The sequence below is a fragment of the Frigoribacterium sp. CFBP9030 genome (assembly GCF_034045195.1).
Taxonomy (GTDB): Bacteria; Actinomycetota; Actinomycetes; order Actinomycetales; family Microbacteriaceae; genus Frigoribacterium.
In genome coordinates this window covers 349,489-361,327 of sequence record NZ_JAXCWG010000002.1, presented here as the reverse complement: position 1 = coordinate 361,327, position 11,839 = coordinate 349,489, and the positions used below count along the sequence as shown (strand labels likewise).

13 protein-coding genes are annotated in these 11,839 nt (G+C 68.2%); 12 read left to right on the top strand and 1 reads right to left on the bottom strand.

From position 1 onward, the window contains the following. From SOM13_RS03880 to SOM13_RS03825, 12 genes are all read left to right on the top strand, one after another. Entirely contained in the window at positions 1-582 is a 582-nt protein-coding gene (locus SOM13_RS03880) for an HIT domain-containing protein (protein WP_320477168.1), read from the top strand. Positions 583-605: 23 nt separating this feature from the next. Beyond that, positions 606-1,520, top strand: a complete 915-nt coding sequence (pdxS, locus tag SOM13_RS03875; protein WP_192060292.1) for a pyridoxal 5'-phosphate synthase lyase subunit PdxS — start codon at positions 606-608, stop codon at positions 1,518-1,520. Then, the gene (gene pdxT / locus SOM13_RS03870) at positions 1,510-2,136 is read left to right on the top strand and encodes a pyridoxal 5'-phosphate synthase glutaminase subunit PdxT (RefSeq protein WP_320478938.1); all 627 of its coding nucleotides are present in this window, start codon (positions 1,510-1,512) and stop codon (positions 2,134-2,136) included. Before pdxS ends, pdxT begins: the two co-directional genes overlap by 11 nt. Before the next feature lie 37 nt (positions 2,137-2,173). Beyond that, positions 2,174-2,938 (top strand): YebC/PmpR family DNA-binding transcriptional regulator, encoded by a 765-nt coding sequence (locus SOM13_RS03865; RefSeq protein WP_192060293.1) that lies wholly within the window; start codon positions 2,174-2,176, stop codon positions 2,936-2,938. A gap of 9 nt (positions 2,939-2,947) precedes the next feature. Continuing rightward, positions 2,948-3,547 (top strand): crossover junction endodeoxyribonuclease RuvC, encoded by a 600-nt coding sequence (gene ruvC, locus SOM13_RS03860; RefSeq protein ID WP_192060294.1) that lies wholly within the window; start codon positions 2,948-2,950, stop codon positions 3,545-3,547. Next, the gene (ruvA, locus tag SOM13_RS03855) at positions 3,544-4,158 is read left to right on the top strand and encodes a Holliday junction branch migration protein RuvA (protein ID WP_320478937.1); all 615 of its coding nucleotides are present in this window, start codon (positions 3,544-3,546) and stop codon (positions 4,156-4,158) included. Before ruvC ends, ruvA begins: the two co-directional genes overlap by 4 nt. Further along, positions 4,155-5,180 (top strand): Holliday junction branch migration DNA helicase RuvB, encoded by a 1,026-nt coding sequence (gene ruvB / locus SOM13_RS03850; RefSeq protein ID WP_320478936.1) that lies wholly within the window; start codon positions 4,155-4,157, stop codon positions 5,178-5,180. Before ruvA ends, ruvB begins: the two co-directional genes overlap by 4 nt. Positions 5,181-5,259: 79 nt before the next feature. Beyond that, positions 5,260-5,688: a preprotein translocase subunit YajC gene (yajC, locus tag SOM13_RS03845; RefSeq protein ID WP_243213359.1), complete on the top strand. Its 429-nt coding sequence runs from the start codon at positions 5,260-5,262 to the stop codon at positions 5,686-5,688. Positions 5,689-5,778: 90 nt separating this feature from the next. Further along, entirely contained in the window at positions 5,779-7,554 is a 1,776-nt protein-coding gene (secD, locus tag SOM13_RS03840; protein ID WP_243213361.1) for a protein translocase subunit SecD, read from the top strand. Further along, on the top strand, positions 7,554-8,549 hold the full coding sequence (gene secF, locus SOM13_RS03835) for a protein translocase subunit SecF (RefSeq protein WP_192060299.1): 996 nt from the start codon (positions 7,554-7,556) through the stop codon (positions 8,547-8,549). Before secD ends, secF begins: the two co-directional genes overlap by 1 nt. Continuing rightward, positions 8,546-8,893, top strand: coding sequence for a rhodanese-like domain-containing protein (locus SOM13_RS03830; RefSeq protein WP_192060300.1), 348 nt, complete (start codon positions 8,546-8,548; stop codon positions 8,891-8,893). Before secF ends, SOM13_RS03830 begins: the two co-directional genes overlap by 4 nt. A 90-nt stretch (positions 8,894-8,983) precedes the next feature. Next, positions 8,984-11,272, top strand: coding sequence for a RelA/SpoT family protein (locus tag SOM13_RS03825; protein WP_371740722.1), 2,289 nt, complete (start codon positions 8,984-8,986; stop codon positions 11,270-11,272). Positions 11,273-11,276: 4 nt separating this feature from the next. Here SOM13_RS03825 and SOM13_RS03820 read toward each other — a convergent pair whose 3' ends face one another. Continuing rightward, the gene (locus SOM13_RS03820) at positions 11,277-11,831 is read right to left on the bottom strand and encodes a type IV toxin-antitoxin system AbiEi family antitoxin (RefSeq protein ID WP_243213365.1); all 555 of its coding nucleotides are present in this window, start codon (positions 11,829-11,831) and stop codon (positions 11,277-11,279) included. Positions 11,832-11,839: the final 8 nt, after the last annotated feature.

The following is an 11,839-nucleotide window of genomic DNA, read 5'->3' as shown; positions in this document are numbered from 1 at the left end:
GTGTCCGATCCCGCGGCCACCGAGGCCTCGGGCGACTTCGCCGCCGTTCCCGACGCCTTCCAACGTCTGTGGACCCCGCACCGTGCGGTCTACGTCGGGCAGGGGCAGGGCGCGCACGACGACGACTGCCCGTTCTGCGAGGCGCCGTCGAAGTCCGACGACGACGCGCTCATCGTCGCGCGGGGTGAGCACGCGTACGTCGTGCTCAACCTCTTCCCCTACAACCCGGGGCACCTCCTGGTGTGCCCGTATCGCCACGTCGCGACCTACGACCTGGCGACCGTCGACGAGGTGACCGAGATCGCCGCCCTCACGCAGATCGCGATGCGGGTGCTCACCGTCGTATCGCGTGCCCAGGGGTTCAACATCGGGATGAACCAGGGCCAGGTCGGGGGAGCGGGCATCGCCGAGCACCTCCACCAGCACATCGTGCCGCGGTACGGCGGCGACTCGAACTTCTTCCCGATCATCGCCGAGACCAAGGCTGTCACCCGACTTCTGGGCGACGTCCGCGCCGCCGTCGCCGAGGCCTGGCCCGCGACCGATCGGGCGTCGGACCCGTCGACGACCCGACAGTCCTGAACAGCCCTAGAATGGAAGGCATCATGAGCGACACGACCCCCGCCTCCACCTCGTCCGCCACAACCGGTTCGGACCGCGTCAAGCGCGGTCTCGCCGAGATGCTCAAGGGCGGCGTCATCATGGACGTCGTCAACGTCGAGCAGGCCAAGATCGCCGAAGACGCGGGGGCTGTCGCCGTCATGGCCCTCGAGCGCGTCCCCGCCGACATCCGCTCGCAGGGCGGCGTGGCGCGGATGAGCGACCCCGACATGATCGACGAGATCGTCGCAGCCGTCTCGATCCCCGTCATGGCCAAGGCCCGCATCGGCCACTTCGTCGAGGCGCAGATCCTGCAGACCCTCGGTGTCGACTACATCGACGAGTCCGAGGTGCTGAGCCCCGCCGACTACGTCAACCACATCGACAAGTGGAACTTCACCGTGCCGTTCGTGTGCGGAGCGACCAATCTCGGCGAGGCGCTCCGCCGCATCACCGAGGGTGCGGCCATGATCCGCTCCAAGGGCGAGGCCGGCACGGGCGACGTCTCCGAGGCCACCAAGCACATCCGCACCATCTCGAAGGAGATCGCGCAGCTGCAGGGCCTCAAGACCGACGAGCTCTACGTCGCCGCGAAAGAGCTCCAGGCCCCCTACGAGCTCGTCAAGGAGATCGCCGAGACGGGCAAGCTGCCGGTCGTTCTCTTCACCGCGGGCGGGGTCGCGACGCCCGCCGACGCCGCGCTCATGATGCAGCTCGGCGCCGACGGCGTCTTCGTGGGCTCCGGCATCTTCAAGTCGGGCAACCCGGCCGAGCGTGCCCGGGCCATCGTCAAGGCGACCACCTTCTTCGACGACCCGCAGGTCGTGGCCGACGCGTCGCGCGGTCTGGGCGAGGCCATGGTCGGCATCAACGTGCCCGACCTGCCGGCGCCCCACCGTCTCGCCGAGCGTGGCTGGTAACAGCACGCAGGTGGGTCGGCGGTCACCTCGCGTCGGTGTCCTGGCGCTCCAGGGCGATTTCCGTGAGCACATCGGCGTCCTGACGTCACTCGGCGCAGAAGCGGTGCCGGTTCGCCGGGCATCCGAGCTGGCATCCGTCGACGGTCTCGTGATTCCCGGGGGCGAGTCGGGCGTGATGGATAAACTGACCCGCCTGTTCGATCTCGCCGGCCCTCTCCGCGCCGCGATCGATGACGGCCTGCCGGTGTACGGCACCTGCGCCGGGCTCATCATGCTCTCCGACCGCATCGTGGACGGCATCGCCGGGCAGAAGAGCCTCGGCGGTCTCGACGTCGCCGTCCGGCGCAACGCGTTCGGAAGTCAGACCGACTCCTTCGAGACCGATGTCGTTGTCCCCGTCATCGGGGCGCCGCCCGTGCACGCCGTCTTCATCCGGGCCCCGGTGGTGACCGAGGTCGGGCCGCTGGCCACGGCGATCGGCGTCCTCGACGACGGCCGTGTCGTCGCCGTCGAGCAGGGCAACCTGCTCGGCACCTCGTTCCACCCCGAGGTGACCGACGACTACCGGTTCCACGCGTACTTCCTCGACAAGGCCCGTGCCCGGGCATCGCGGTAGACTCGTCCCGATTTCCGCCAGCAGTTGAAGGAGCACCGTGTCCGGGCATTCCAAGTGGGCAACGACCAAGCACAAGAAGGCCGTCATCGACAGCCGCCGTGCCAAGTCGTTCGCCAAGCTCATCAAGAACATCGAGGTCGCAGCCAAGCAGGGCGGGGCCGACATGTCGGGCAACCCGACGCTGGTCGACGCCGTTCAGAAGGCGAAGAAGACCTCCGTCCCGAACGACAACATCGACAGGGCGATCAAGCGCGGTGCCGGTCTCAGCGGTGAGAGCGTCGACTACCAGACGATCATGTACGAGGGCTACGGCCCGAACGGCGTCGCCCTCCTGATCGAATGCCTCACCGACAACAAGAACCGCGCGGCGGCGAACGTGCGGACCGTGATGTCCCGCAACGGCGGGACGATGGCCGACCCGGGCAGCGTCGCCTACAACTTCAGCCGCAAGGGCGTCATCGCGGTCATGAAGAACGGCGACCTCACCGAGGACGACGTGCTGACGGCGGTCCTCGACGCCGGCGCCGAAGAGGTCACGGACCGCGGCGAGGGCTTCGAGATCGTCACGGAGGCCTCCGATCTCGTGCCGGCCCGCTCCGCATTGCAAGAGGCCGGCATCGACTACGACTCGGCCGACATCGAGTTCGTCCCCGGTCTCAAGATCGAGGTCGACCTCGAGACGGCACGCAAGGTCTTCCGGCTCATCGACGCCCTCGACGACGACGACGACGTCCAGAACGTCTACGCGAACCACGATGTCCCCGCCGACGTCCAGTCGGCGCTCGACGACGACGACGAGTAGCAGCCCCCGGTGACGCTCCGGGTGCTCGGCATCGACCCGGGACTCACCCGGTGCGGCGTGGGTGTGATCGAGGTGTCGGCGACCCGGCGGCCTTCCCTGGTGGCGGTGCACGTCATCCGATCGGCTGCCGACTCTCCCCTCGAGCAGCGACTGCTGACCATCGGCCGGGGCATCGAAGCGCTCGTCGACGAGCACCGGCCCGACGCGATGGCGATCGAGCGCGTCTTCGCGCAGAACAACCTGCGCACGGTGATGGGCACCGCTCAGGTCAGCGGCCTGGCTCTCCGGGCTGCCGCCGAGCGCTCGATCCCGGTCGCGCTCCACACCCCTTCCGAGGTGAAGGCTGCGGTGACGGGCTACGGTTCGGCCGACAAGGCCCAGGTGGGGGCGATGGTCGCGCGCCTCCTGGGGTTGACCGAGGCGCCGAAGCCCGCCGATGCAGCCGACGCCCTGGCTCTGGCCATCTGCCATGCCTGGCGTCGCGACGGTTTGGGCGGCGGGGCGGGCGGCACTGCGACCGCGCCCGCCGGCGCCAGCACGCTCACTCCCGCGCAACGGGCGTGGCGGGACGCCGAGAAGACCCTGCGAACTCCTAGGCTGGGCGCATGATCTCGAGTGTCCGCGGCACCGTCCTGTCTGCTTCCGGGGCGTCCGTCGTCGTCGAGGTCGGGGGAGTGGGCCTCCGGGTGGGTGTCACCCCTCAGGTCGCTCTGACCGTCCACCCCGGCGACACGGCGCGCCTCTTCACCACGCTCATCGTCCGAGAAGACGATCTCTCGCTGTTCGGATTCCTCGAGCTGGAAGAGCTCGAGGTGTTCGACCTCCTGCGTGGCGTGACGGGCGTCGGCCCCAAGTCCGCCCAGGGTGTCCTCGCGACCCTCACCCCGAACCAGATCGCGCAGGCCGTCCTCGACGAGGACGACGCCGCGTTCCGTCGGGTCTCCGGCATCGGCCCCAAGACCGCGAAGCTCATCGTGCTCTCGCTGGCAGGCAAGCTCGACGTCGCGCCGTCCGCCTCGAGCGTCACCGCGGCCTCGACCACGGCGTCCGATGTGCTCGTGGCCCTCGTCGGTCTCGGCTGGGCCGAGCGCGAGGCTCAGGCGGCCATCGACGCCGTCGTGACCGAGACCGGTCAGGACTCCGGGCTCGCCGTGCCGCAGCTGCTGCGTGCGGCGCTCGGTCGACTGGGTCCGCAGAAGTCCCCGGCGTCGCGCGCATGAGCGACGACGACATCACCCGCCCGACCATCGAGTCCGAGACGGAGCTCGCCTTCGAGGGGGCCCTCCGCCCGTCGTCTCTCGCCGAGTTCGTCGGTCAGACGAAGGTCAGAGGACAGCTGCAGCTGCTCCTCCGGGCGGCCGAGATGCAGAACCGGTCTCCGGACCACATCCTCCTGGCCGGCCCGCCCGGTCTCGGCAAGACGACGCTCGCGATGATCGTCGCCCACGAGAGCTCCCGACCGCTCCGCATGTCGTCCGGTCCGGCCATCCAGCACGCCGGGGACCTCGCCGCCATCCTGTCGGCGCTCGTCCCGGGCGAGGTGCTCTTCATCGACGAGATCCATCGCATGGCCCGTTCGGCGGAGGAGATGCTCTACCTCGCCATGGAGGATTACCGGATCGACATCATGGTCGGCAAGGGAGCAGGGGCCACGAGCATCCCCCTCGAGCTGTCGCCGTTCACCCTCGTCGGGGCGACCACCCGGAGCGGCATGCTCCCGAATCCCCTCCGCGACCGCTTCGGTTTCACGGCCCATCTCGAGTTCTACGACGAGGCCGAGCTCACCGAGGTGCTGCGCCGGGCCGCGTCGCTGCTCGGCGTCGACGTCGACGCCCGGGCTCTGGCCGAGATCGCCGGCCGCTGCCGAGGCACCCCTCGAATCGCCAACCGCCTCCTCCGACGGGTCCGCGACTACGCGCTCGTGCACGAGCGACCCGCCGACCTCGCGACGGTGCGCGAGGCTCTGGCTCTCTACGACGTCGACGACCTGGGTCTCGACCGACTCGACCGCGAGGTGCTGTCGACGATCCTGAAGCGCTTCGACGGAGGTCCCGTCGGGCTCAACACCCTCGCGGTCTCCGTCGGCGAGGAGGCCGACACCATCGAGTCGGTGGTCGAGCCGTTCCTCGTCCGGGCGGGTCTCGTCACGCGGACCCCGAGGGGCCGGATCGCGACGCCGGAGGCCTGGCGGCACTTCGGCCTCGCCCGCGACTCAGGGGGCCTCTTCGCCGATGATCTATAATTCCACCAGGTCGGTCGGCGCACAGAGCTAACCGGGTCGCCGACGCCCACACCCCACGAGCTTCGAAAGGCAGTTCCGCATGGACGCCACAACCCTGATCATGGTCCTCCTCCTGGTGGTCCTCGTCTTCTTCATGTTCCGCAACAAGAAGAAGCGGGACAATCAGCAGGCCGACCTCCAGCGCAAGATGGTCCCAGGCGTCGAGGTCATGCTCACGTTCGGGCTCTACGGCACGGTCGTCTCGATCGACGACGAGACCAACGTCGCCGAGGTCGAGGTCGCACCCGGCACGATCGTCAAGGTGCACCGTCAGACCCTGGGCCGCGTCGTCGAGCCCGTCGTCGTCGAGACGAGCAGCGAGACCGACGGCGACGACGCCCTCGACCGCCCCGTGATCGACTCGACCTCCACGGGCTCCCTCGACGAGTCGCCCGCATACGGCGAGCGTGCCGACGAGCCGCGCATCGACACGACCCCGTCGAAAGACTCCGACAAGCCCACTGCCTGATCCGTCCGCCCGGTCGTGTCCTGACGACCGGGCCCGACACGCGCGCGCTCCGACCGGGCGCGCGTTCCCATGAGAAAGCTGAGTTCCTCCGTGGCACGTTCGACGCCGGTGAAGAAAGCCATCCGATCGCTGACCTGGCTCCTGGTCATCATCGCCGGGTTGACGGCCCTGAACGGCACGGCGACCGTGCTGAACGACTCCGGTCGAGACGGTTGGTGGAACGGCGCGAGCTGGGTCCCCGAGCTGGCGCTCGATCTGCAGGGTGGCACGCAGATCACGCTGGCCGCCCAGCTGCAGAACGGCGAGACGGTGTCGAGTCAGCAGCTCGACCAGGCGGTGACGATCATCCGTCAGCGCATCGACTCCGCGGGCGTCTCCGAGTCGGAGATCACCAAGCAGGGCAGCCAGAACATCGTCGTCTCGATCCCCGGTCGACCCGACAACGCGACTCTCGAGCGCATCGAGGCCTCGGCCAAGCTGTCCTTCCGCCCGGTCCTGTTCACCGGGGCGGCGTCCAGCGCCGAGGTGGGCGGCGAGGCCGACGGCGCGAGCGCCAGTCCGAGCGCCGGCTCGACCACCGCGCCCTACACGCCGAACCCCGACCTCGAGAGCACACCGACGGCGTCGCCGACCAACGGCTCCGACCTCGCGTGGATCACACCCCAGCTCGCAGACGTCTACGAGAACTACAACTGCGCGGCCGACAACGACCTCGCGACGGCGCCCGACGACGAGCCCCTCGTGACCTGCTCGACCGACGGCACGGCCAAGTACATCCTCGGCCCCGTCGAGGTGGCGGGCAGCGACATCAGCGACGCCACGAACGGGCTGGCCACCGACGCGCAGGGCAACTCGACCAACACCTGGGCCGTCAACCTCGAGTTCGACGGTCAGGGCACCGACCAGTTCGCCGACGTCACGTCGCGACTCGTCACCCTCCAGGCCCCGCAGAACCAGTTCGCGGTCACCCTCGACAACCAGGTGATCACGGCTCCGTCCGCCAACGCCGCCATCACCGACGGTCGCGCGCAGATCACCGGCCAGTTCACGCAAGACAGCTCGAAGGCACTCGCAGACCAGCTGAAGTTCGGCGCTCTGCCGCTCAGCTTCTCCGTCCAGAGCAACGAGACGATCACCGCAACACTGGGGCAGACCCAGCTGGTCAGCGGGCTCATCGCCGGTCTGATCGGCCTCATCCTCGTGGTGATCTACTCGCTGATCCAGTACCGGGCGCTGGCGTTCGTGACCGTGCTGTCGCTGATCATCGCCGCCGTGCTCACCTACCTCGTGATCGCGATCCTGTCGTGGCGCGAGGGGTACCGCCTGTCGCTCGCGGGGGTGACGGGGCTGATCGTCGCCATCGGCATCACCGCGGACTCCTTCATCGTCTACTTCGAGCGGATCCGAGACGAGCTGCGCGACGGGCGGATCCTCGAGAACGCCGTCGAGTCCGGCTGGAAGCGCGCGATCCGCACGATCATCGCCTCCGACACGGTCAACTTCCTCGCGGCCATCACCCTCTTCATCCTCGCCGTCGGCAACGTCAAGGGCTTCGCCCTGACTCTGGGGATCACGACGGTGATCGACCTGATCGTGGTGTCGCTCTTCACGCATCCGATGCTGCAGCTCATCGCCCGCACTCGGTTCTTCGGCGAGGGGCACTCGTTCAGCGGCCTCAATCCGAGAGCGCTGGGTGCCGTCTACCGGGGCAGGGCGCAGTTCCGCGAACCCGTCGTGGCCCGTGGTCGGAAGAAGGCGGGCGGTCGTGAGGCCGTCATCCGCCAGACCATCGCCGAGCGTAAAGCCGCCGAGAAGAACACCCGTCCGGGCGACAACGCGTCCGGCGACGAAGGGACCAACTCCTGATGGCCAGCTTCTCGAAGTTCGGTAACGACCTCTACACCGGCTCGCGATCGTTCGACATCGTCGGTCGACGCAAGACCTGGTACTGGATCGCCGCGCTGATGATCCTCATCTCCGTCACCGTCCCGTTCCTCCGCGGCGGATTCCACTTCGGCATCGAGTTCACCGGCGGCTCCGAGTTCCAGATCGCCCAGCCCGCCGAACTCGATCAGGACATCGCCGCCGAGACGGTCGACGAGGTCGTCCCGAACTCCAACCCGCGGGTGACGCAGGTCGGCACCGACACGATCCGAGTCCAGACCTCCCAGCTCGAGGCGGCCCAGACCAACGACCTCGCCGCGGCGCTGGCGACGGCGTACGACGTCCCCGACGACCGCGTGACCTCGTCGTTCATCGGCGCGTCGTGGGGCGCTGACATCACGGGTCAGGCGATCAAGGGCCTGGTGATCTTCCTGATCCTCGCCGCCATCGGCATGACGCTCTACTTCCGCACCTGGAAGATGTCGCTCGCGGCGATGACCGCCCTGCTGCACGACCTCGTGCTGACGGCCGGCATCTACGGCATCGTCGGCTTCGAGGTCACCCCGGCCGCCGTGATCGGGTTCCTGACCATCCTCGGCTACTCGCTCTACGACACCGTCGTGGTGTTCGACAAGATCCGGGAGAACACCTCCGAAGACGGCGAGGGTTCGCGGCGCACGTTCGGTCAGTCGATCAACCTGGCGGTCAACCAGACGCTGGTCCGGTCGATCAACACCTCGGTGGTCGCCCTGCTCCCGGTCGCGGCCATCCTCTTCATCGGTGCATTCGTCCTCGGTGCGGGCACGCTGCGTGACATCTCACTGGCGCTGTTCATCGGCATCCTGGTGGGCACGTACTCGACGATCTTCATCGCGTCGCCTCTGTACGCCACCCTCCGGATGCGCGAGCCCGAGATCGCCAAGCGAGACGCCCGCAAGGTGGAAGCCTCCGACGCGACCCTGGTGGAGGCACCGTGAGCCCCGTCGACGACCTCCCCGGGGTCAGCGCCGCCGAGGCCATCGAACGCGCCCGAGCGGGCACGCCCTTGATCGACGTCCGCGAGCAGTCCGAATGGGACGCCGGGCACGCCCCCGAGGCGCGACTCGTCCCGCTCTCCGAACTCGGCGATCGTCTCGATGACGTCCCCGCCGATCAGCAGGTGCTCGTGGTCTGCCACGCGGGCATGCGCTCACTCCGGGCGACGGCGGCACTGCGGCGTGCCGGCATCGACGCGGTCAACGTCGAGGGCGGGATGCTCGCGTGGCGAGATGCCGACGGAGACCTCACCTCCGAGAACGGCGCCCCGGCGTCGGTCGACTGAACCAGAGCGAGTAGCGTTGCCCTGCCGGACCCTCTGCACATCGCGGGCCGTCCGCATCGGCGTCCGTGACCACGAGAGCGAGGGTCGTCCGTGACCGAGATCACCACCAGTCAGAGTGCGCCCTCGTCCGAGCCCGCCGGAGGCACGGCGTCGCTCCGTACCCTCCTCCCGCGTCTCTTCTCGCGCAGTCAGCCCGCGGGCGCCGTCGACCGCCTCGTCAAGACGGTGCGGATGCACCACCCCAAGGCCGACCTGGTCATCATCGAGCGGGCCTACTCGGTGGCAGAGAAGGCCCACCGCGGCCAGCTGCGCAAGAGCGGCGAGCCGTACATCACCCACCCCGTCGCGGTGGCGCAGATCCTCGCCGATCTCGGCATCGGCTCCAAGACCATCGCGGCAGCCCTGCTCCACGACACCGTCGAAGACACCGACTACACGCTGGCGATGCTCCAGAACGACTTCGGTGACGAGATCACGATGCTCGTCGACGGCGTCACGAAGCTCGACAAGCTGAAGTACGGCGACAGCGCGCAGGCCGAGACGGTCCGCAAGATGGTCGTGGCGATGTCGAAGGACATCCGCGTGCTGGTGATCAAGCTCGCCGACCGTCTGCACAACGCCCGCACCTGGGGCTTCGTCGAGAGTGCCTCCGCGACGCGCAAGGCCACCGAGACGCTCGAGATCTACGCGCCGCTGGCCCATCGTCTCGGGATCCAGACCATCAAGTGGGAGCTGGAAGACCTCTCGTTCGCCGTGCTCCACCCCAAGCTCTATGTCGAGATCGACAACCTCGTGAAGCAGCGGACGCCGCAGCGGGAGCAGTTCGTCCAGAACGTCATCAACGCCGTCAAATCCGATCTCAAGTCGACGAAGATCCGCGGCGACGTGGTCGGCCGACCGAAGCAGTACTACTCGATCTACCAGAAGATGATCGTGAGAGGCCGCGAATTCGACGAGATCTACGACCTCGTCGGCATCCGAGTGCTGGTCAACTCGCTGCGTGACTGCTACGCCGTGCTGGGGTCCATCCACGCCAGATGGAACCCGATCCCCGGTCGTTTCAAGGACTACATCGCGACACCCAAGTTCAACCTCTACCAGTCGCTGCACACCACCGTCATCGGCCCCAAGGGACGTCCGGTCGAGATCCAGATCCGCACGCACGAGATGCATCAGCGTGCCGAGTTCGGCGTCGCCGCACACTGGAAGTACAAGCAGCGGATGAACGGCGGGCGCGACGAGTCCGCCACCGGCACCCGGACCGACACCGACATGGCCTGGCTCGCGCACATCTCCGACTGGCAGGCCGAGACGGCCGACCCGGGGGAGTTCCTCGACAGCCTCCGCTTCGAGATCGGTGCGAAGGAGGTCTACGTCTTCACGCCTCAGGGAAAGGTCATCGGTCTGCCCTCCGGTGCGACGCCGGTCGACTTCGCCTACGCCGTGCACACCGAGGTCGGTCACCGCACCATGGGCGCCAAGGTCAACGGTCGGCTGGTCCCCCTCGAGAGCGCGCTGTCCAGCGGCGACGTCGTCGAGGTGTTCACCTCGAAGAACCCGGACTCCGGGCCGAGCCAGGACTGGCTCATGTTCGTCAAGAGCCCCCGCGCCCGCAACAAGATCCGGCAGTGGTTCACCAAAGAACGCCGCGACGAGGCGATCGAGCAGGGCAAGGACGCCATCGCCCGGGCCATGCGCAAGCAGAACCTGCCGCTGCAGAAGCTGATGAACCAGGACAGCATCGCCGAGGTCGCCGCCCTGCTGCGATATGACGACGTGTCGAGTCTCTACGCGGCCGTCGGCGAGGGTCACCTGTCGACCCAGTCCGTCATCGAGAAGATCCTGTCGGCCGTCCAGCAGCAGACCGAGGTCGAGGAGGGCGAGTTCGAGTTCCCGAGCAAGGGCGCCACCCGTCCCCTCCGCAACAGCGACTCGGGGGTGCTCGTCCGGGGTGCTCCTGACATCCTCGTCAAGCTCGCCAAATGCTGCACGCCGGTGCCGGGAGACCAGATCGTCGGCTTCGTGACACGCGGGCAGGGGGTGAGCGTGCATCAGGCGACGTGCCACAACGTCCAGAGCCTGATGAACGAGCCCGAGCGGATGATCGAGGTCGAGTGGGCACCGTCGTCGAAGAGCGTGTTCCTCGTCCAGATCCAGATCGAGGCCCTTGATCGGAGCGGCCTGCTCAGCGACGTCACCCGGGTGCTCAGCGAACACCACGTGAACATCCTGTCGGCGAGCGTCTCGACATCCGACGAGCGTCTCGCCCTCAGTCGGTTCGTCTTCGAGATGGGTGACACGACCCACCTCGACCGGGTGCTGAACGCCGTGCGCCGCATCGACGCCGTCTACGACGTGTACCGGGTCAGCGCCGGCTGACCGATCAGGCCCCGAGCGGATCCAGGAGGGATCGCAGCCGGGCTTCGGCGCGCTGCCGGTGGGGGAGCCGTCCGCGTCGATCGATGAGACGGGCGACCTGCACCGACGTGACCCCATACAGCCGGCAGAGGTCGCCGACGCGTCTCTCGTCGGCCGGAGTCCAGACCGAGGCTCGGGCGAGGTCCAGTGCCGTGCGCGCCGGTGCGGTGACGCGCAGTCCCGCGACCTCGGCGATCTCGTCCCGATCGATGGTCATCTCACGGATCGAGACCCGTCCGCTCGTGTCTCGGTGCCGAGCATCCGGGGGCACGATGCCGTCGTGCCTCCATGGTGGGGACACCGCAGCCATCCAGATCCATGCGGCGGTCTCCCCAGCGGCGATCACCTGCCGTCCGAACAGCCCGACGACCGAGGAGGCGCGGATCCAGGGAGTGTCGACGGTCGTGATCTCGGCCCAGCCGTCCCCGACCGCGTACAACTCGCCGTCCAGGGCGGCAGCGCGCAGTTCGGCCTCCGGCAGCTGAGCCGACGTCAGGAGGCGGGGGAGCGATGGTGGCATGCTGCCAG